Consider the following 20,532-nt stretch of genomic DNA (forward strand, 5'->3'; position numbering starts at 1 on the left):
CGTTTAACCGAGCTAAACTGTTAAGCCTGCGCGTCCGTAGCTCAGCTGGATAGAGTACCTGGCTACGAACCAGGCGGTCGGAGGTTCGAATCCTCCCGGACGCGCCATCTTCTCTTTGTAAAAAGAGCTATCGCTGTGTGTCAGCGGCTCGTTTAACCGAGCTAAACTGTTAAGCCTGCGCGTCCGTAGCTCAGCTGGATAGAGTACCTGGCTACGAACCAGGCGGTCGGAGGTTCGAATCCTCCCGGACGCGCCATCTTTTCTTTGCAAAAAGAGCTATCGCTGTGTATCAGCGGCTCGTTTAACCGAGCTAAACTGTTAAGCCTGCGCGTCCGTAGCTCAGCTGGATAGAGTACCTGGCTACGAACCAGGCGGTCGGAGGTTCGAATCCTCCCGGACGCGCCATTTTTGCAAACCCCAGCCTTCGGCTGGGGTTTTTGCGTTTCTGCGCTTGCTGTTTTTCCTCCCCCTTTGTTATTCCCCTCGCTCCTTTATCCCAGTCACACTCAGTCTCTGCCCAATTCAGAAGCACTCTGCGTCCCGACTTGAACGAACGGCTCGGTTTCGATGGTGCGGATACGGTGCCGGGCGCCGCGCGACGTTGAACAGTGCACCGAAAGTCGGGTTGTCATCGCGAGATTATCCATGCGAGCTGGATGTATTGATGGTCAAAGTTTTGGTGTTACCAATTTCAAGTCGCGCGCGTTATGCCTGTTTTTTATCGCATAATCCATAATCCATTGGTCTAACCTTTATGACACTGCCATCGTTTTGACATTTTTATTCAGCCTGTGTGACTATCGACCACCGACTTTTTGCTGATAAAAGTGCCTTTTGTATGGATGCATTAGCCTCGCTGCTGTCGCAAGCTGCCACCGTGATGTTGACTGGAATGGTGCTTGTCTTTCTTTTTCTCTCGCTATTAGTTGGCGCGTTGAGTTTGCTGGCCCGATTTTGTGCGCCCAAACCAGCCCCAGCTGATCCCGCTGTGACGACGGCGGCGCCCTCTCCACAGGTGTTGGCGGCCATCAGTGCTGCGATCCACCAACACCGCGCAATCGAAGGAACACAACAATGACAAAAGCCCTAGCCTTGACCGATGTGGTATTACGCGATGCTCATCAATCCTTGTTTGCCACCCGAATGCGTATCGAGGATATGTTACCGGCGGCAGAGCAGCTGGATAAGATCGGCTACTGGTCGCTGGAAAGCTGGGGCGGGGCCACATTCGATGCCTGTATCCGTTATCTGGGGGAAGATCCCTGGGCGCGGATCCGGGCACTGAAGGAAGCGATGCCCAACACGCCGCAACAGATGTTGTTACGGGGTCAGAATCTACTGGGTTATCGCCACTATGCCGATGATGTGGTGGAGACGTTTGTGAAGCGGGCCTATCACAGTGGTGTGGAGGTGTTTCGGATCTTCGATGCGATGAACGACGTCCGTAACCTGGAAACCGCCATCAAAGCGGTCAATCGGGTGGGCGGTCATGCCCAGGGAACGCTGTCCTTTACTACCTCGCCGGTGCATAACCTGGATACTTGGCTCACGATGGCCAAGGAGTTGGAGCAGAAAGGCTGTCAGTCGCTGTGCATTAAGGACATGGCCGGCTTGTTAGGGCCGTATGAGGCGGACGAGCTGATCCGCGCGCTGAAAGATCAGACCGATCTGCCCATTGCACTGCACTGCCATGCAACCACCGGCCTGTCGACGGCGACTTACCAAAAGGCGATTGACGCGGGGATCGATGTGCTGGATACGGCCATCTCCTCGATGAGCATGACCTATGGCCACACGGCGACCGAGACCGTGATGGCGATGGTGGCAGGCTCCGAGCGGGATACGGGCTACGATCCCACTCAGTTAGAGGAGATCGCGGCGCATTTCCGTCAGGTGCGGCTGAAGTATGCCGAGTTTGAAGGGGCACTTAAGGGGGTGGATGCACGCATTCTTAAAGCGCAGGTCCCCGGCGGCATGTTGACCAATATGGAGAACCAGCTGAAGGAGCAGGGCGCAGCCGATCGGCTCGATGAGGTGCTCGAAGAGATCCCGCGGGTACGCAAGGATCTTGGCTTCATCCCGCTGGTGACCCCGACCTCACAGATCGTCGGGACTCAGTCGGTGCTCAATGTCTTGACTGGCGAGCGTTATAAGAACATCGCCAAGGAGACGGCCGGGATCCTCAAAGGGGAGTACGGTCGCACTCCGGCGCCGGTTGATGTAGCGCTGCAAGCGCGGGTGCTAGAGGGGCGTTCGGCATTGACGGAGCGACCAGCGGATCGTCTGGCCCCTGAGATGCTGCGGTTGACCGAGGAGTGGCAGCAGTTGGCGGCGAAAGAGGGGATCCCCTTGGCGCAGCAGGTCGAAGACGATGTCTTGATCTATGCCCTGTTCCCGCAAGTGGGCCGCAAGTTCCTGCAGCATCGCGGCGATCCGAGCCAGTTTGAGCCCGCGCCGGGTGGCGCTGCGGCGCAGCCTGCGGCGGTAATCCCAGCGGCAGCGCCAGCAGCCGCAACCGGTCCTGCGGCCTATCAGGTACGGGTGGATGGCCAACTGTTTCATGTCGAAGTGGGCGCGGCGGGGACGCTGGAGCAGGTGGCACCGGTGGCCGCTGCCGCGCCTGCGCAGGCGCCAGCGCCTGTGCAGGCACCCGCTGTGGTGGCGGCTAAGGTGACGGCTCCCTTGGCGGGCAATGTCTTTAAGATCCCGGTCCAGCAAGGCCAACAGGTGGCGGCAGGCGAGGTGGTCTTGATCCTCGAGGCGATGAAGATGGAAACGGAGATCCGTGCGGCTGAAGCGGGTCAGATCCAGCATCTGCACGTCAAAGAGGGCGACAGTGTTGTGGTCGGTGCTGATCTGATCAGCCTGGCGTAGGAGGCGAGATGCAAGGATTTATCGCTTTCTGGCAGTCGACCGGCTTAGCCAATTTTGAGCTGGGCCAACTGGTGATGATCGCGGTCGGTGGCGTGCTGCTCTACTTGGCCATTGCCAAGCAGTTTGAGCCGCTGCTGCTACTGCCGATCGGCTTTGGTGCGCTGCTGACCAATATCCCCCTCGCCGGTTTTACCGAGGCCGGTGGGCTGCTGACCTATGTGTATGACGTGGGGATCAAAACCGGGGTGTTCCCGCTGCTGATCTTTATGGGGGTCGGTGCAATGACCGACTTTGGCGCCCTGATCGCCAACCCCCGCACCCTGTTTCTGGGGGCGGCGGCCCAGTTTGGCATTTTCGCGACCCTGCTGGGGGCGATCGCGCTGAACGTCTTGCCCGGGTTTGATTTTACCCTCAAAGACGCCGCGGCGATCGCCATCATCGGCGGCGCTGACGGGCCGACGGCGATCTTCCTGGCGTCGCGCCTGGCGCCGGAGCTGTTGGGGGCCATCGCCGTGGCAGCCTACTCCTACATGGCCTTGGTGCCCTTGATCCAGCCGCCGATCATGCGGGCGCTGACCAAGCCGGAGGAGCGTCAGATCAAGATGGCGCAACTGCGTGAGGTGAGTCAGCGCGAGAAGATCTTGTTCCCGCTGCTGGTGTTGGGTGCCACGGCGCTGTTTCTGCCGGCGGCGACGCCGTTGATCGGCATGTTCTGTCTGGGCAACCTGATGCGCGAGTCTGGCGTGGTGGATCGCCTATCCAGCACCGCACAGAATGAGCTGATCAACGTGGTGACCATCTTCCTCGGTCTGGCGGTGGGCTCCAAGCTGTCGGCCGAAGAGTTCTTGCGGATCGAAACATTGGGGATCCTGGTGCTGGGCGCCGTTGCGTTCTCCATCGGCACCGCGGCCGGGGTGATGATGGCCAAGGTGCTCAATCGGTTCAGCAAGTCGCCGGTTAATCCGCTCATTGGTGCGGCTGGGGTTTCGGCGGTGCCGATGGCTGCGCGGGTGGTGAATAAGGTTGGGCTGGAAGCCAACCATCAAAACTTCCTGTTGATGCACGCCATGGGCCCCAATGTTGCCGGAGTGCTCGGCAGCGCGGTCGCCGCGGGCGTGCTGCTGGCTATGGTTGGGTAAGCCAGAGCATCACAAGCATAAAGACCAGCAAGGCGCCGGATCCGGTAAAGATATAGATAAAGCCTTGCTGGCCTTTCTTTAGGCTGTAACCATTCACCTGCAGGTAGAGATACCAGAGCAAGCTCAGCAGGATGGGGATCAGGAACAGTCGTGCAATCATTCGTTTTTTTCCATATTTTTTATTATCTTAACTCTAGCGCGCTGCCGCCGGTTACGCCAGTCTGAACAAACTCCACGACAGATCACATCGTCTCATTTCGCTCTGGGGTAGGATCGCTGCTGTTTTCAAGCAATGTAGGCGGTTTTCGTGGCAAAGTTGTGGAGCCTGATCCTGATCAGTGTACCGATGACGGCATCGGCATTTTGGGGGATCGCCCTGCCGGATTGGCTGGACAAAGAGAGTCGCCATCTGGCGCAAGAGCTTAACCGTGGGGTGGGCCAAAGCCAGAATCCCAACTTCATTCGAGCCGATTACAGCAATGGTGAGATGGTGATCCGCTACCGCTCAGTCGATCCGGCGGCCAATGCGCCGTTTGGGGCCGTGGTGGAGGATCATCGTGAGGCCATGTTGCGCAGCTATTGCGGCAGCGCTTACTACCGCGAGCGACTGGAGGCGGGTCTGCGTTACCGTCACCTGTACGAGGGGCCAGCGGCGCCCGCGCCTTTGCTGATCACGGCGAAAGCCTGTCAGCGCCTCTATTGAATGCCGCCCAGCTACTGCGGCCATCGACGGCCAGTGTTGCATTGGCAATGTCTGTTTTGGCGTGGCAATTAGGGTACACTGGCCAACTTAGGGGGATATTTTGTGCAATTAACCAGCTTTAGCGACTTTGCCTTTCGGGCACTGATCTATATGGGCACCCTGCCAGAAGGCGAGCTCACCAGTATTAGCAAGGTGACGGAACTTTATGGCGTGTCTCGCAATCATATGGTCAAAGTTATCAATAAATTGGGCCATGCAGGCTTTGTCACTACGGTGCGCGGCAAACACGGTGGGATCCGCCTGGCGCGGCCACCGGCGTCGATAGGCCTGGGCGAGGTGATCCGGGCATTGGAGCCGTTGCGGCTGATCGATTGTGGCAGTCCGTTTTGTCATATCGTACCGGCGTGTCGACTCAAGGACGTGTTGCAGCAAGCAACGGATGCCTTTGTTCAGGTGTTGGATCAGTACACCCTGGCGGACATGCTGTCGGACAATCCGGAGTTGATCGCCCTGCTGGCGCCGACTGAATAGAGAGTGTTAATGAGTTTTTCTTTGTGGGGGCTGTTCAGTGCCGCCTTCATTGCGGCCACCTTGGCCCCCGGTGGCTCGGAAGCGATCCTAGCCTACCTGGTGTCTCAAGGTGAGATCGCCCTGCTTACCCTGCTGTTGGTCGCGACCATTGGCAATACCCTCGGCTCCATGACCAGCTACCTGATCGGGCGTGTCGTCCATCGCAAAAAAACGCCGCAGGATCTGGTGTCCGGCAAAGAGAGCCGGGTGTTGGGCTGGATGGAAAAATATGGGATCTGGAGTTTGCTGTTGGCGTGGCTGCCAATTGTGGGCGACGCGATCCCGCTGTTGGCCGGCTGGTTCCGGTTTCCGGTTTTCTTTAGTACGGTACTGATCTTTATCGGTAAATTTATACGTTATCTGGTGGTTGCTTTGATGACCCTTGGGGTGCTTGGCAGCGTCTAATTGGTTATACACGGAGGTTTCATGCGCAGTTGGAAAACACTTGCAGGCAGTGCAGCCCTGTCACTGCTCCTAGTTGGGTGTGGCAGTCAGGTCGCCGCGCCCGTATTGCCGGAGGGGATCAGCCTGATCGAGCGGGTCGAGGCCCAAGGCGATGAACTGGTTATTCCCTATCAAAAATATCAGCTGGCCAACGGATTGACCCTGTTGCTGCATCCGGATCCCTCCGATCCTCTGGTGCATGTGGACGTGACCTATCACGTCGGCTCGGCCCGCGAGACCCTGGGCAAGTCTGGCTTTGCCCACTTCTTCGAGCACATGATGTTCCAGGGCTCGCAGCATGTTGAAGACAATCAACACTTTAAGATCATCACCGAGGCCGGTGGGACCCTCAACGGCACCACCAACACGGATCGCACCAACTACTTCCAGACCGTACCGGCCAACCAATTGGAGAAGATCCTGTGGCTGGAGTCCGATCGCATGGGCTTTATGCTGCCTGCGGTCACCGAGGCGGCGTTTGAGAACCAGCGTGATACGGTGAAGAATGAACGGGGCCAGCGGGTGGATAACCGACCCTATGGCCGACTCGGCGAGCGGGTGGGCCAGGCGCTGTACCCGCAAGGCCACCCCTATTCCTGGCCGGTGATCGGCTGGATGGAGGATCTGGATCGCGGCACGGTCGAGGATCTGCGTCGCTTCTTCCTGCGTTGGTACGGCCCCAATAATGCCACGTTGACCATCGGCGGTGACATCGATGTGGCGCAAACCCTGGCTTGGGTCGAGCGCTATTTTGGCTCACTGCCACGGGGGCCTGAGGTCAGTGCCGATCCCAAGCAGCCCGCGAGCCTGACGGCCGATCGCTACATCTCGATGGAAGATAAGGTGCATCTGCCGCTGATCTACCTCTCCTTCCCGACGGTGTATGCGCGTCATGAGGATGAAGCGGCGCTGGATCTGCTGGCTCAGATCCTGGGCGGCGGCAAGACCTCGCTGTTTTACAAGAATCTGGTGCAAGAGGGCCACGCCCTGCAAGCGCAGGTAGGCCACCCGTGTCGCGAGCTGGCGTGCGAATTTACCCTGGTGGCGGTGGCCAATCCGGGTCAGCAGCCCGAGCTGAGCGAGATAGAAGCGCTGATCCGCGCCTCGATCGCGGAGTTTGAACAGCGCGGCGTGACTGAGGCGGATCTGCAAAAGGCCAAGGTCCAGCATGAAGCGCGCACCCTGTATGGGCTGCAGAGCGTGAAGGGCAAGGTCACCACCTTGGCGTACAACCAGACCTTCTTTGACGATCCGGATCTGATTGGCGAGGAGATCGAGCGCTATGGCTCGGTCACACAAGCGGACGTGGTGCGGGTGTTTGAGCAGTACATCAAGGGCCGTCCGGCGGTGATCATGAGCGTGGTGCCTGAGGGGCAGCGGGCGCTGATCGCGGCCGAAGACAACTGGACCCCGGCGCCGCTGACGCTGGCGGCAACGCCCAGTACCAGTGAGGCGGTGCAACAGCCTGAGATCCTAGACGGGTTTGATCGCAGCCAGGTTCCGGCGGCGGGCCCCAACCCACAGGTGACGGTACCGACCTTGTGGCGCAGCGATCTGGCCAACGGCATTGAGGTGATCGGCACCCGCTCGGAGGAGACGCCGACCATTGAACTGCTGATCGCCTTGGATGGCGGCGCGCGTCTGTTGTCACCCGAGCAGGCGGGATTGGCGCAGTTGACGGCCGCGATGATGGCCGAGTCCACCCAGAACTACAGCACCGCGGAGTTTGCCGAGGCACTGGAGCTGCTGGGATCGCGGATCAGCATCAGCAGCGGCGGTTACCGCACCTATGTGTCGGTCAGTGCGCTGAGCCGGAACCTGGCGCCGACCTTGGCGCTGCTCAAAGAGCGGTTATGGCAGCCCGCGTTCGATCCGGCCGACTTTAACCGCGTGAAACAGCAGCAGCTTCAGGGTCTGCAGCAGCAGGCCAATGATCCTAATTGGCTGGCCAGTGCCGCGTGGGCCCGACTGGTGTTCGGGGCGGACAATCCGCAAGGGGTGCCGGCTGAGGGACTGGTGGAGACGGTTGAGGCGCTGACCCTGGATGACGTTAAAGCCTTCTACGCTGAGCAGTTCCAGGCGGGCAACGCCTCCATCGTTGCGGTGGGCGATCTGACTCAAGCGCAGTTGCTGCCGCAATTGGCGTTCTTAGGTGAGTGGCCCGGACAGCGCTCCGACTGGCCGACCTTGCAGCCGATGCCTGAGCTGGGCGGTCCGGTGATCTACCTGCTGGATAAGCCCGGCGCGGCCCAGTCGGTGATCCGGATCGGCAAGCGGGCGATGCCCTATGACGCCACCGGCGAGTACTTCCTGGCGGGATTGATGAATTATCCTCTGGGCGGCGCGTTCAATAGCCGCATCAACCTCAATCTGCGCGAGGACAAGGGTTACACCTATGGCGCCCGCAGTGGCTTCAGTGGTGGGCCAGAGCTGGGCCAGTTTATGGCGTCGGCCAGCGTGCGGGCCGATGCGACCGCGGCCTCGGTGCAGGAGTTTGTCTCCGAGCTGAGCCGGTTTGCGCAGGCGGGGATGAGCGACGAAGAGCTGGCGTTTATGCGCTCTTCCATCTCGCAACGGGACGCACTGCGCTACGAAACCCCGGGGCAGAAGGCGCGCTTCTTGGATCAGATCCAGCGTTACGGCTTATCGCCCAATTACGTTGAGCAGCAGAGTCGGCTGATCGGTGAGGCGACGCGCGCCGACTTGGCTGAGTTGGCCCGACAACAGCTGGATCTGACCCAGATGGTGATCCTGGTGGTCGGTGATAAAGCCAGCAATGAAGCGCAATTGCGCGCGCTAGGCTATGACGTACATCTCATAACTCTGTAAACTGTCGCCTATAACTAACAGGAGTGCGGGTGACCATGGGGCACCCGCCGCCGAACAGAGAGACGCAAATTGAGCGCTTACACTGACGCCGTTACACGGTTGCGACATTCACAATGGCAACCGGCCTTGCGCCAACTGCAGCGCGGCATTGAGCGGGAAGCCCTGCGCATTGATGATGCGTGCCAGCTGGCGCAGGATCCCCACCCAAGCAGCTTAGGCTCCGCCTTGACCCACCCTTGGATCACCACCGACTTCAGTGAGTCTCTGATGGAGATGATCACGCCGGTGTTTACCGATCCGGATCAACTGTTGGCCCACCTGGCGGACAGCCACACCTTTGTGCTCAACAAGCTGCCCGAGCAACGCCTGTGGCCGCTGTCGATGCCCTGTTTTCTCACCGATCAGCAGTCCATCCCCATCGCCCAGTATGGCGATTCGCATGTGGGCCGGATGAAGACCACCTATCGGATCGGACTTTCCCATCGCTATGGCTCGAAGATGCAGGCTATCGCCGGGGTCCATTTCAACTTCTCGGTGCCCACGGCGCTGTGGCCAGCGCTGGGGGTAGAGCCGGCGGATGAGGAGCAGATCTCGGCGCGTTACTTTTCGCTGCTGCGCCACTTCCGTGCCCACACCTGGGTGTTGGCCTACCTGTTTGGTGCCTCGCCCTCGCTGTGTCGCTCGTTCCTGGGCGACAAGACCTCGACGCTGCCGTTTGAGCAGGCGGGGGGCACGCTGTATCTGCCCTACGCCACCTCGTTACGCATGAGCGATCTGGGTTACACCAATCAGGCTCAGGATGCGCTGTCGGTCAGCCTCAACTCGCTGCCGGAGTACGTTCGGGACGTGAAACGGGCGATCAGCCTGCCGTCGGCGGAGTACGCCAAGATCGGGGTGCGCGAGAATGGTTCCTATCGTCAGCTGAACGCCAATATCCTGCAGATCGAGAATGAGCTGTACGCCCCCATTCGGCCCAAACGCACCGCGCAAAGTGGCGAAACGCCGACTCAGGCGTTGGAGCGAGGTGGGGTCGAGTACATCGAGGTGCGGGCGCTGGACATCAACCCCTTTACCCCGCTGGGGATCGACAAGAGTCAGGTGTTGTTGCTCGATCTGTTCCTGCTCGATGGCTTAATGCTGGCAACGCCGGCATTGGATGAGGCGGCAGTGGCGGAGCTGAAGGCCAACTTTGAGGCGGTGATCCTCGATGGGCGTCGTCCGGGCAAAATGCTGCAGCGAGACGGCCAGTCGCTGGCCCTGAGTGACTGGTTAGCGGAACTGTTTGCGCGCTGGCAGGCGTTGGCGCAGGTGTTGGATACGGCCCATGGGGATCAGCGCTATCAACAGGCGCTGAGTCAATGGCAAGGGGCGGTAACCGATCCGGCGCAGACCTTGTCCGCCAAAGTGCTGAGCCAGAGTCTGGCGCAGGGCCACGGCAAGTGGGCCTGCGATCTGGCCCAGCAGCACCGTCAGTGGTTCGTGCAGCGCGGTTATGATCAGCTCAGCGAGGGCGAGCTGGAGCGCGCCAGCCTGGAATCGTTGCAGGCGCAGGCGGCCATGGAGGCGGCCGATCAAGGCAGTTTCGATGAGTTTCTCCAGGCTTACTTTGCCCGGCAGGCCCGGGCATGATTCGGCTGACGTGCGCCTTCGTGATGGCCAGCCTGCTGGCCGCGTGCGCGCACGATCCGCATGCGGATCGCCCCTGTGGCGAATTGGTGGTGTTTCAGCAGCCACCCAAGCGGGCGGATCTGCATAAGCTGGTGATCACCCGGATCAACGACAAGGCGGTGATCAGCCAACCCAGTTACCGCTTTAAGCCGGGCCAGTATCAATTGCAGTTGATGGAGTTTATCGACGATCCGCGTCTGGCCGTGGCGCTGAAGGAGCGCAGCTATCGCGAGATGACCTTGGAGGTGGTGGCAGATCAGCGCTACCACCTAGCGGCACAGGTGCAAGCCGATGCTCTGGCCGAGCCGGAGGGCTACTGGTTACCCGTGGTGTGGAAGCAGTTTGGCGCGGCCTGTCAGTTTGCCAGTGAGCCCTAGGCTGATCACTGGCGCGCTTGCCCAGCCCAAGGGCTGATCCCTTACTCGCTGTCGGTTGCTGTTGCTGCCGTTGCGGCTTGGGCGGCTTCTTCCTGGGCGATGCGCTCACGCTCAGCCTTGCTGATGTATTTGGGCTTGTTGCTGGGGTTGGCCTTGGCGTTGGCTTTTTTGATCTTCTTCAATAAGGTCTGTTTGACCTTTTTCTTGCGATTCATTGGATGCTCCTGTGAGTCTGGATAAAGCGTAGCGCAACAAAAAGGCCTGTCACGCGACAGGCCTTTTTCAGCGGTGCGGGATAGGCTTAGTGGTGGCCGTGGCCGCCGCAGCAGTCGTCGCCCTTGGCGCACTCGCCGGAGCCGCCACAGCAGCCTTCGTCTTCGGCATGGTCGCCGCAGCCACCGCCGCAACCGCCACCGCCACAGCCGCCTTGACCGTGGACATGACCGTGGGCGATCTCCTCTTCGGTGGCGGCACGTACCTCAACCACTTCCACTTCGAAGTGCAGGGACTGACCGGCCATCGGGTGGTTGCCGTCGACGATCACGCTGTCGTCACGCACTTCGGTCACGGTCACCGGGCGCGGGCCAACATCAGTTTCGGCAATAAAGCGCATGCCAGGAACGATGTCTTCGACCCCTTCGAACGCGCTCAGCGGCACTTCTTGCTTGAGCTCGTCCTGATACTCACCATAGGCATCCGCGGACGTCACGTCGGCGATAAATTTGTCGCCGCTCTGCTTGTCTTGCAGCTGCTGCTCCAAGCCTGGGATCATGCTGTTGGTGCCGTGCATGTACTGCATCGGTTCGGCACCAAAGGACTCTTCAATGATCTCGCCCTTGGCATCGCGCAGGCGATAATGCAGGGTCACTACGGTATTGGTGTCGATGTTCATCCGACTACTCCAGTTGGGGCAAAGAGTCGCATCTTAAGGGATGCAATCGTCTGAGGCTATGATCCCGGTATCAAATTACGCGTCGCAGTCGGGATCCCTTGCGATAGGGGTAGAAATCGGGAATGCGGTGCTGCGCGATATCCTGTTGCAGTCCCTGCCAATACTCGGCGGTCAGTAGGTTGCTGTGGTGGCGCATGAAGGCCTGTTTGATCTCCTTTTTGACCAGCAGGAAGCGACCAAACTCCTCGGGAAAGATATCCATCGGCGCCACCGAATACCAAGGCTCGGCGGCCCACTCATCCTCCGGATAGCGTGGCTTGGGGATGGTGCGGAAGTTGCACTCGGTCATGTAGCTGATCTCATCGTAGTCGTAGAACACCACGCGGCCGTGGCGGGTCACGCCGAAGTTCTTAAACAGCATGTCGCCGGGGAAGATATTGGAGCTGGCCAGCTGTTTGATCGCCAAGCCGTACTCAAACACGGCATGGCTGAGTTGGGCCGGTGTGGCTTGATCCAGATAGAGGTTGAGCGGGGTCATATGGCGCTCGACGTAGAGATGGCGGATCACCACCTCGGTCTCGGTCAGCTCGACCTCGTCAGCGGCCACCTGCAGTAACTCTTCCAACAGCTCGGGATCGAAGCGGTCGCGGGGCAGGACAAAGTTGCTGTACTCCTGGGTATCGGCCATGCGTCCGACCCGATCGTGTTGTTTGACCAGCTCATACTTGGCTTTGACCTGGGCCTTGTTGCTGTCTTTGGGCGGGGTGAATTTGTCTTTGATGATCTTAAACACCACCCGCAGTGAGGGCAGGGTAAAGACGGCCATCACCATGCCTTTGATCCCCGGGGCGACGACAAATTGATCGTCGCTGTGCGCCAGGTGATGCAGGAAGTGGCGATAGAATTCGGTCTTGCCGTGTTTTTGGAAGCCGATGGCGGTGTAGAGCTCGGCCCAGCCCTTATTGGGCATCAGTTGCTTCAGGTAACGGGTCAGTACCGCCGGTCGGTCACAATTGACCATAAAGTAGGAGCGGGTGAAGCTGAATACGATCGACAGCTCATCGGGATCGGTCAGCAGGGCGTCGATGTAGAGCCCTTGCGGGCTGTGGCGGATCGGCAGCATCAGCGGCAGGCTGTGCTCCGGGCCGGTCAGTCGGCCCACCAAATAGGCCCCTTTATTGCGGTAGAACACGCTGTTGAGCAGCTCGATATGGGTCAGCCCGAGCCGTTGGCAATCGGGCTCGAGCCGTTGCCAGAGCAGCGCGATGTCGCGTTCGAGATCGTCAAAGGCCGGGCTAAAGCGTTTGGCCTGCACCAAAGTCAGGATCGCCTCTGGTGGCGATGGCGCCAACGGCAGGCTCTGGCTGATGCTGGCGCCATCGAATTCAGGCCGGGGCGGCGCGTCGCTGTGCAGATAGAGGTGTTGGTTGTCCAGGCCGCGATGCTGAAACAGGCGGGAAAAGACGGAGTTAAAAAAGGTTTCGGCCAGCTCGGCCTGGGGATGCCCCTGCAGCAGGTGGCTGTAGGCGGCTTTGGTGTCACGCCATAGCTGGGTCGAGATCACCGGTTTGTCGAGCTGTTGGATCAGCGTCAGGGTTTGTAGATCGATCTGTTCGCTGTAGAGGGTGATCCGCTCCTTTTGCGCCGCTTGCACCGCCTGCCAGTCGGCGCGGGCGAAGCGATCCTTCGCTGCCAGGGTGATCCGGTTGTACAGCCTCAGGTGCTTGTCGAATCCGGCCAGGATCTTATAGGCCAGTTGGGTCGGGCTACATCCACTCATTACCGCTCCTTGGTTGCCTGTCTGCCCCCTTAAAGCTACTCCGTGAGTGCTTGCTTCTCAAATCAAAAACGCTACCCTTGGCCACCGAAGCGGAGGAGCGTATGGCTGAGCTTATTTTTATTTTGGTTGCCCCGGCCCGGGGCGAGAATGTCGGTGCAGCGGCGCGGGCGATGAATACCATGGGGTTTTCCCAATTGCGGGTGGTGGCGTCCGATGCCCATACCCGTGATGAGGCCAGCTGGGTGGCGCACGGCAGTCAGCAGATCCTGACCGACGCGCAGGCGTATCCGACCCTAGCGGAGGCGGTGGCCGACGTCGATCTGGTGTTGGCCAGCACCGCCCGCAAGCGCGGTGATAAGCGGCGGATGCACACGCCGGCGGAGGCCGCACGCAAGGTGGAGGGGCTCAGCGGCAGCGTCGACAAGGTGGCGCTGGTGTTTGGTTGCGAGGCGTCGGGCTTGTCCAATGCGGATCTGGCCCTGGCGGATCTGCTGACCACCATTCCGTTGGCCAACCCGTATCCGTCGCTCAATCTGGGCCAGGCGATCATGCTGTATGCCTATGAATTCTCTCAGGCCAGCTTACCGTCCGAGCCGGTGGCGGATGGCGCCCAGTTTGCCGCGCTGAAGGGACGCAGTGGCCATTTACTCGACCGCTTGGGTGTGGGCGAAGAGGAGCCACTGCGCCGCTGGTTGGCGGATAGCCTGGGCACCATGGGCCAAAGGGACGTGGCAATGTTGCATTTGCTTATGGGTGACATTGAAAAAGCGATAGCCACCAAGCCCATTCCAAACTAGCCGTTGACAACTATCGGCCAAGCGGCGAAGGTGTATAGCAATTAAACATAAGGAGCACGATGTGCTGTCTTTAAACCAGGGCTTCGGCCGTCAGACCATTATCGGTACCACCGGCACCACCACTACCACAGGTAGGTTGGGGGCGGGCTGACGACACCCTGGAGATAATAAATCCAAAACAAAAAAGCCCGCTCCCACTGAGCGGGCTTTTTTGTTTTAAAGCCGCTTGGAGCGTTCGGGCAAAGGGAGTTAAGCAAATGAAAGTCATGAAATTCGGCGGTTCGTCGCTGGCAGATGTCGATAAGTTAAAACACGTGGTTTCCTTGGTCACCGCGGAATCCGTCCAGTTCCCTGTGATGCTGGTGGTGTCGGCGCCCGGCGGCGTCACCAACGCGCTCGAAGCGATGGCCCTGGCGGCCAAAGCGGGTCGATCGCCGCAGCTGGATGCGCTGGATCGGCGCATGACCGAGCTGGAGCAGACCGTGGGCCAGTGTCTGGATCCCAGCGCGCAGGCGCAGCTGGCGGCACGCTTTGCTGATGAGCGGGCGCAGCTGCTGAAGCTGGTGCACGGCGTTACCTTGTTGCAACGCTGCCCGGATGAGGTGATGGCGCAGATCCTGGTGACCGGCGAGCGCTTGTCGGTGGCCGCGCTCGAGCTGCTGTTTGGTCGTAAGGAGGTGAGCGTCGGTGTGCTGGATCCGCGCGAGTACTTCGTTGCGGATGGCGCGGTTTTGGAGGCCGAGGTGGCGGTGGAAGACAGCCGCGCCAAGCTGGCCTCGCTGGCGCTGGGCGCGCACCGGATCTGGATCATGCCCGGCTTTACTGCGCGCAATCGCGCCGGTGAGGTGGTGACTCTGGGGCGCAACGGCTCCGACTACTCTGCCGCGGTGCTGGCCGCCTGTCTGCACGCGGACAGCTGCGAGATCTGGACCGATGTGGATGGGGTCTACAACGTCGATCCTCGCCTGATCCAGGACGCTCACCTGCTGCCCGCGCTGAGCTATGAAGAGGCGATGGAGCTGTCCTACTTTGGCGCCAAGGTGTTGCATCCACGCACCATCGCGCCGATCGCGCAGCATCAGATCGCCTGTCGGATCCGCAACACCCTGAACCCTTCGGCGCCGGGCACCCTGATCCACGCCCGTACCAGCCCCTCCAAGTCTTTGGTTAAAGCGGTCAGCAACCTGGACGACCACTGGATGATCAGTGTCTCCGGCCCTGGCATGAAGGGCATGGTTGGCATGGCGGGGCGGGTGTTTAACACCATGGCGGCCAAGGGGCTGTCGATCTCGTTGATCACCCAAAGCTCGTCCGAATACTCCATCTGCTTCTGTCTGCCGGCTCAGGATGGTCCGGCCGCCAAAGCGGCGCTGGAAGAGACCTTCGAGCTGGAGCTGAAGCAATCGCTGCTGGAGCCGATCGGGATCCAGAAGGGTCTGGCGATCATGACCCTGATCGGCGACGGCATGCGCACCAAGAAAGGGGTTGCCGCCCGTTTCTTCCGCTCTCTGGCCCAGGCCGGGGCGTCGATCGTCGCCATTGCCCAGGGCAGCTCCGAGCGGGCGATCTCTGCGGTGATCGAGCAGGACGCGGCGCCCAGCGCGCTGCGCCTGTGTCATCAGAACTTCTTCGATACCCGTCACTACATCGATGTGGTGCTGATCGGCGCGGGCAATGTCGGCGCCGAGCTGGTTCGCCAGATCCAAAGCCAGCAGCAGGCACTGTCCAAGCAAAACATCGCCATCCGTCTGTGCGGCGTGGCCAACTCGCGCAAGATGCGGCTCAGCGCCCATGGCTTGGCGCTCGACAGCTGGCGCGACGATCTGCTCAGTGACGGCCAACCGTTGGATATGCCGGCGCTGCTGGCGTTTGCCCACAAGCACAGCCTGGTCAACCCGGTCTTGGTGGATTGCACCGCTGAGCAGAGCGTGGCGGCGATCTACGCCGACGCCCTCAAGGCCGGCTGGCATATCGCCACCCCGAACAAGAAGGCCAATACCGATTCGATGGCGGTCTACCGTGAGCTGCGTGAGTTGGCGCAAGAGAACAAGCGCCAATTCCTGTATGAGGCCAATGTCGGTGCCGGTCTGCCGGTGATCGACAACCTGCAGGGGCTGCTGCGCGCCGGGGATGAGCTGCATCAGTTCTCCGGCATTCTGTCCGGCTCTCTGTCCTACATCTTTGGCGAGCTCGAAGAGGGCGTGCCACTGTCTGAGGTGACCCTAAAGGCGAAGGAGATGGGCTTTACCGAGCCGGATCCGCGCGACGATCTGTCCGGCATGGATGTGGCCCGTAAGGTGCTGATCCTGGCGCGCGAAGCGGGTCTGGAGCTGGAGCTGGATGACGTCCAGGTGGAAAGCGTGCTGCCTGAGGACTTCGACGCCAGTGGCGATGTGGCCAGCTTCCTGGCCAACCTGCCCAAGGCGGATGCCGCCATTGCCCAGCGGATCGCCGCCGCCCAAGCGGAGCAAAAGGTGCTGCGCTATGTCGGCGTGATCGACGCCGATGGCGGTTGCCAGGTGAAGATCGAAGCGGTCGGCCGGGATCATCCGCTCTACAGCATCAAAGGCGGCGAGAATGCATTGGCCTTCTACAGCCGCTACTACCAGCCGCTGCCGTTCGTGCTGCGCGGCTACGGTGCCGGTGCGGCAGTGACTGCCGCCGGGGTGTTTGCCGATGTGCTGCGCACCCAGAGCTGGCAAAAGGAGGCTTGAGATGGCGAAACAATATGAGGCGGTGACCGTGTACGCGCCCGCATCGATGGGCAACGTCAGTGTCGGCTTTGATCTGCTGGGCGCGGCCTTGGCGCCGGTGGATGGCAGTCTGCTGGGCGATCGGGTCAGCGTTGCGCCGGGCGAGCAGGGATTGTCGCTGCACTGCTGCGGCCCCTATGTGGACGTCCTGCCGGCCAAGCTCGAAGACAACATCGTGCTGCGCTGCGCCGAGGTGTTCATCGAAAAGCTGGGGCTGGAGGTGCCGGGCCTGAAGCTGGTATTAGAGAAAAACCTGCCGATCGGCAGCGGGCTGGGCAGCAGTGCCAGCTCAGTGGTGGCGGCGCTGGGCGCACTGAACGCCTACTTTGGCGAGCCGATGTCGCAGGACGATCTGCTGCTGCTGATGGGCGAGCTGGAGGGGATGATCTCCGGCTCGGTGCACTACGACAACGTGGCACCCAGCTATCTGGGGGGCATGCAGCTGATGCTGGCCCAGCGGGCGCAGCCTCTGCCCAGTTTCGATAACTGGTACTGGGTGGTGGCCTATCCGGGGATCACCCTGTCCACCGCTAAGATGCGCGCATTGATGCCGCAGCAGGTGGACTTGAGCATCGCCCTGACGTTCGGCCAGCAACTGGCCACCTTTATCGACGCCAGCCATCGTCAGGACGAAGCCGGCGCGCTGGCGGTGCTCAAGGATGTAGTGGCGGAGCCTTATCGGGCACCGCACATTCCGGGCTATCTGGCGGCCCGTCAGCACCTGCAGGCGCTGGGGTGTGCGGCGGTGGGGATCTCCGGCTCCGGCCCAACCCTGTTTGCTGTGGCGCGGACGCGGGACGAGGCCGACGCGGCCGCCGCCTATCTGCAAGATCATTATCTGCTCAACGAGCGGGGGCTGGTGCGCGTGTGCCGACTGGCCCAAAACGGCATTGAAGTATCAAAAGGGGAAGTATGATGGAATTGGTAAACCTGAAGATCGCGTCGGAGCGCGTCAGCTTTGGTGAAGCGGTGCAGCGCGGTTTGGGTCAGGAGCAGGGCTTGTTCTTCCCGGAGGCGATCCCGCAGTTGCCGCTGGACGAGGCGTTCTGGCAGCTGGACTTTGTCGGCCGCGCCGAGCGGGTGCTGGGTGCCTGGCTGGCGGATGAGCTGGGCCAGGACAACGTCAGCGCCTTGGTGCGCGACGCGTTTCACTTTGCCGCGCCGCTGGTCAAGGCCAACGAGCGCCAATACTGTCTGGAGCTGTTCCACGGCCCAACTCTGGCGTTTAAGGACTTTGGCGCGCGCTTTTTGGCGCAATGCCTGAGCCTGCTGGCCAAAGACAAGAAGATGACCATCCTGACCGCCACCTCCGGCGACACTGGCGCTGCGGTGGCGGACGCTTTCTATGGCATCGACAACATCAATGTGGTGGTGCTGTACCCGGATGGCGGCATTAGCCAACTGCAGGAGAAGATGTTCTGCACCTTGGGTAACAACATCAAGACCCTGGCGGTGAAGGGCAGCTTCGATGATTGTCAGGCGCTGGTCAAAGCGGCCTTCTCCAACCCAGAGCTCAAAGCCCAGTTTGGCCTGACCTCTGCTAACTCCATCAACATCGCGCGTCTGGTGGCGCAGATCTGCTACTACTTTGAGGCACTGGCGCAACTGCCGGCCGAGCAGCGTGACAACGCCGTGTTTGCCGTGCCGTCAGGCAACTTCGGTAACCTGACTGCCGGCCTGCTGGCCAAGGCGATGGGCGCGCCGATCAAGCGCTTTGTTGCCGCCACCAACAACAACGACACCGTACCGCGCTACTTGCAAAGTGGTGTGTGGGAGCCGCGCGACGTGTTCGCCACCCTGTCCAACGCCATGGACGTAACCAGCCCCAACAACTGGCCTCGCGTCGAAGCGCTGTGCGAGCAGCAAGGCTGGCCGCTGGCCGATATTGGCGCGGAGAAGGTGGATGAGGCGCAGACCCAGGCGCGGATGAAAGCGATGCACGCCGAAGGCTACCTGTCTGAGCCCCACGCTGCGGTGGCCAGCGAAGCGCTGGTGCGTCAGCTGCAGGACGGCGAAGTGGGTGTGTTCTTAGGGACCGCCCACCCGGCCAAGTTCCAGGGCGCCGTAGAGGAAGTCCTAGAGCTGGACGTGCCGCTGCCACCGGCGCTGGCGGCCGTAGTGGATAAGCCGATTTTGAGTGAAAAGCTGGATGCCAACTACGAGGCGCTGGCCGCCTACCTGCAGCGGGCTTTGTAAGCGTTCACTTCGTGTTGAAAAGGGGAGCCCAGCGGGGCTCCCTTTTTGTTTTGTGCTGGCCACACGGGCTTGGGGTTTTGTGTGCGGCTGGCGCCGGGCTGAGTTTTGTGCTCGCCACACGGGCTGAGTTTTGTGCTCGCCACACGGGCTGAGTTTTGTGTGCGGCTGCGCCGTGCTGGTTCCGGAGTAGCACTCCAGTCCTCTTGTCGCGCTGGCGACGGCAGGCCATGGGGCTTCGCCCCCTAGCAACCCCCTTTGCCTCCCTTCGTCGCTGCGCTCCTCGAAGTCGGCAGAGCAAAGCGGCGGGGCATTAGGCTTTGGCGTGCCAGCCCCGCGCCGCTGCCCGCCGTCAGTCGACACGCTTGGAGTCGTCATTTTCCCAGAGCAAAAGCGGCCAGCCGCTTTCGAAAATGACTCCGCCAAGCTCCCGGTCGACCGACTCTGGTTGCGGCTCGGGGCTGGGGTAAATATGGGGGAATGATAGAGCGGAAGTTGCTGTCAAAGTTTCAATAACCTTGGCTTCACAGCTTACCTCTGTCTACCTCAGGCTGGTTATTAAGTTGTGTTGAATTGGGCTTAATGTAGAAATTGGTCATTCAAGTTAAGGGTGCGGCATGCACACTTGGTTAAGTGTGCCACTTATGTGGCGTTGATGTCATAGGCGTTGCTTTTGGAAATGTTTTTACTCTAAAAAATGTAGCCAATATACCTTTGTGAAAGGTAAGCTGTCTAAAAGAGTGAAAAACAGTGTTAAGTGAATGGACTATCAAGAAGTAGACGTCTCTAATTATAAGGGGACAATCATGGAACCATTAGGTACCAAGTCTAAGTACTGGTGCCAGGATGAGGATGGTAACGATTTTTTGTTCAAATCAATTGAAACTTATAATAAGGCTGGAGAACTTATCTCTAGAGGTGGTGAAGATTGGGCTGAAAAAATCTCATGTGAATTGGCTAAGTCACTATCTATCCCATGTGCTGATTATGAGCTGGCGTTTGACTCTAGGTCCAGAGGGGTTATTACGAGGAATTTTTTGACCGATGATAATACGTACTTGATTAGCGGCAATGAAATTCTTAAGAATTATAGTGCAAAGGCTAGCGTTAGCGCCACAGCAGGTGAGAAACAAGATATTTTTCAAGTGTTCCAAGTGATGAGGCGCTTTATTATAAACAAACCTGTTGGCTTCAATAGTTTAACCGGGGTTAAGTCTGCTGCAGACTTCTTTACTGGGTACTTGATGCTCTTATTTCAAATCAAGATCGGCATAGTGAAAATTGGGGATTGATTATCACGCGAAATGGTTCTTATCATTTGGCTCCAAGTTTTGATCATGCCGCAAGTTTGGGAAGAAATGAGTCTGTAGAAGTAAAAACGAAAAGACTAAATAACTGTTCCGAAATGTAGATCACTGAGTTCTCAGATTTGGAGGGAACTCGGCTTCCAAAGTGCGATCTGATCAATCGCCAAACCAACCAGGCCGACAAGGAAGCCGAGCCCAATGATGCT

18 protein-coding genes and 3 tRNA genes are annotated in these 20,532 nt (G+C 59.8%); 17 read left to right on the forward strand and 4 right to left on the reverse strand.

Features of this window, described 5'->3' with window-relative positions:
* The first annotated feature begins 30 nt into the window (after positions 1 to 30).
* From ABEA08_RS07050 to ABEA08_RS07075, 6 genes are all read left to right on the forward strand, one after another.
* Positions 31 to 107, forward strand: a tRNA-Arg gene (locus ABEA08_RS07050).
* Positions 108 to 179: 72 nt separating this feature from the next.
* A tRNA-Arg gene (locus tag ABEA08_RS07055) sits at positions 180 to 256 on the forward strand.
* A 72-nt stretch (positions 257 to 328) separates the two neighbouring features.
* A tRNA-Arg gene (locus tag ABEA08_RS07060) sits at positions 329 to 405 on the forward strand.
* A gap of 433 nt (positions 406 to 838) precedes the next feature.
* Positions 839 to 1,078 (forward strand): OadG family transporter subunit, encoded by a 240-nt coding sequence (locus ABEA08_RS07065; protein WP_345334589.1) that lies wholly within the window; start codon positions 839 to 841, stop codon positions 1,076 to 1,078.
* On the forward strand, positions 1,075 to 2,874 hold the full coding sequence (oadA, locus tag ABEA08_RS07070; RefSeq protein WP_345334590.1) for a sodium-extruding oxaloacetate decarboxylase subunit alpha: 1,800 nt from the start codon (positions 1,075 to 1,077) through the stop codon (positions 2,872 to 2,874). The genes ABEA08_RS07065 and oadA overlap by 4 nt, the downstream gene beginning before the upstream one ends.
* 8 nt (positions 2,875 to 2,882) lie before the next feature.
* Positions 2,883 to 4,013: a sodium ion-translocating decarboxylase subunit beta gene (locus tag ABEA08_RS07075; protein ID WP_345334591.1), complete on the forward strand. Its 1,131-nt coding sequence runs from the start codon at positions 2,883 to 2,885 to the stop codon at positions 4,011 to 4,013.
* On the opposite strand, the gene ABEA08_RS07080 is transcribed toward ABEA08_RS07075, so the two are convergent.
* The gene (locus ABEA08_RS07080; protein ID WP_345334592.1) at positions 4,000 to 4,173 is read right to left on the reverse strand and encodes a hypothetical protein; all 174 of its coding nucleotides are present in this window, start codon (positions 4,171 to 4,173) and stop codon (positions 4,000 to 4,002) included. The two genes, ABEA08_RS07075 and ABEA08_RS07080, sit on opposite strands and share 14 nt — an antisense overlap.
* 147 nt (positions 4,174 to 4,320) lie before the next feature.
* On the opposite strand from ABEA08_RS07080, the gene ABEA08_RS07085 reads away from it, so the two are divergent.
* The 6 genes from ABEA08_RS07085 to ABEA08_RS07110 all read left to right on the forward strand — a co-directional run bounded on the left by ABEA08_RS07085 (position 4,321) and on the right by ABEA08_RS07110 (position 10,604).
* Positions 4,321 to 4,716: a hypothetical protein gene (locus ABEA08_RS07085; protein ID WP_345334593.1), complete on the forward strand. Its 396-nt coding sequence runs from the start codon at positions 4,321 to 4,323 to the stop codon at positions 4,714 to 4,716.
* Between the two features lie 102 nt (positions 4,717 to 4,818).
* The gene (gene nsrR, locus ABEA08_RS07090) at positions 4,819 to 5,247 is read left to right on the forward strand and encodes a nitric oxide-sensing transcriptional repressor NsrR (protein ID WP_345334594.1); all 429 of its coding nucleotides are present in this window, start codon (positions 4,819 to 4,821) and stop codon (positions 5,245 to 5,247) included.
* A 9-nt stretch (positions 5,248 to 5,256) separates the two neighbouring features.
* The gene (locus tag ABEA08_RS07095) at positions 5,257 to 5,691 is read left to right on the forward strand and encodes a YqaA family protein (RefSeq protein ID WP_345334595.1); all 435 of its coding nucleotides are present in this window, start codon (positions 5,257 to 5,259) and stop codon (positions 5,689 to 5,691) included.
* A gap of 21 nt (positions 5,692 to 5,712) precedes the next feature.
* Complete coding sequence (locus tag ABEA08_RS07100; protein WP_345334596.1) at positions 5,713 to 8,559, forward strand: M16 family metallopeptidase; 2,847 nt, start codon at positions 5,713 to 5,715, stop codon at positions 8,557 to 8,559.
* Between the two features lie 69 nt (positions 8,560 to 8,628).
* Entirely contained in the window at positions 8,629 to 10,188 is a 1,560-nt protein-coding gene (gene gshA, locus ABEA08_RS07105; RefSeq protein ID WP_345334597.1) for a glutamate--cysteine ligase, read from the forward strand.
* Positions 10,185 to 10,604, forward strand: a complete 420-nt coding sequence (locus tag ABEA08_RS07110) for a dehydroquinate synthase/iron-containing alcohol dehydrogenase family protein (protein ID WP_345334598.1) — start codon at positions 10,185 to 10,187, stop codon at positions 10,602 to 10,604. The genes gshA and ABEA08_RS07110 overlap by 4 nt, the downstream gene beginning before the upstream one ends.
* Before the next feature lie 41 nt (positions 10,605 to 10,645).
* Here the strand turns inward: ABEA08_RS07110 and ABEA08_RS07115 are convergent, their stop codons facing one another.
* The 3 genes from ABEA08_RS07115 to aceK form a co-directional block, all read right to left on the reverse strand.
* Positions 10,646 to 10,819 carry a DUF2986 domain-containing protein gene (locus tag ABEA08_RS07115; protein WP_345334599.1) on the reverse strand — a complete coding sequence of 58 codons (174 nt, stop codon included), beginning with the start codon at positions 10,817 to 10,819 and terminating at the stop codon, positions 10,646 to 10,648.
* 86 nt (positions 10,820 to 10,905) lie between these two features.
* Positions 10,906 to 11,496 carry a peptidylprolyl isomerase gene (gene slyD, locus ABEA08_RS07120; RefSeq protein WP_345334600.1) on the reverse strand — a complete coding sequence of 197 codons (591 nt, stop codon included), beginning with the start codon at positions 11,494 to 11,496 and terminating at the stop codon, positions 10,906 to 10,908.
* A gap of 70 nt (positions 11,497 to 11,566) precedes the next feature.
* Entirely contained in the window at positions 11,567 to 13,276 is a 1,710-nt protein-coding gene (gene aceK / locus ABEA08_RS07125) for a bifunctional isocitrate dehydrogenase kinase/phosphatase (RefSeq protein WP_345334601.1), read from the reverse strand.
* A 101-nt stretch (positions 13,277 to 13,377) separates the two neighbouring features.
* Here aceK and ABEA08_RS07130 point away from each other — a divergent pair, with 101 nt between their 5' ends.
* From ABEA08_RS07130 to ABEA08_RS07150, 5 genes are all read left to right on the forward strand, one after another.
* A complete protein-coding gene (locus ABEA08_RS07130; protein ID WP_345334602.1) occupies positions 13,378 to 14,073 on the forward strand; it encodes a tRNA/rRNA methyltransferase in 696 nt (231 codons plus the stop codon).
* A 197-nt stretch (positions 14,074 to 14,270) separates the two neighbouring features.
* A complete protein-coding gene (thrA, locus tag ABEA08_RS07135) occupies positions 14,271 to 16,787 on the forward strand; it encodes a bifunctional aspartate kinase/homoserine dehydrogenase I (RefSeq protein WP_345334605.1) in 2,517 nt (838 codons plus the stop codon).
* A 1-nt stretch (position 16,788) separates the two neighbouring features.
* Entirely contained in the window at positions 16,789 to 17,742 is a 954-nt protein-coding gene (gene thrB / locus ABEA08_RS07140; RefSeq protein WP_345334603.1) for a homoserine kinase, read from the forward strand.
* Entirely contained in the window at positions 17,742 to 19,022 is a 1,281-nt protein-coding gene (thrC, locus tag ABEA08_RS07145; protein ID WP_345334606.1) for a threonine synthase, read from the forward strand. The genes thrB and thrC overlap by 1 nt, the downstream gene beginning before the upstream one ends.
* An 803-nt stretch (positions 19,023 to 19,825) precedes the next feature.
* Entirely contained in the window at positions 19,826 to 20,311 is a 486-nt protein-coding gene (locus ABEA08_RS07150) for a HipA domain-containing protein (RefSeq protein ID WP_345334604.1), read from the forward strand.
* Positions 20,312 to 20,532 lie beyond the last annotated feature (221 nt).

The organism is Ferrimonas pelagia (assembly GCF_039543565.1).
GTDB classification, from domain to species: Bacteria; Pseudomonadota; Gammaproteobacteria; order Enterobacterales; family Shewanellaceae; genus Ferrimonas; species Ferrimonas pelagia.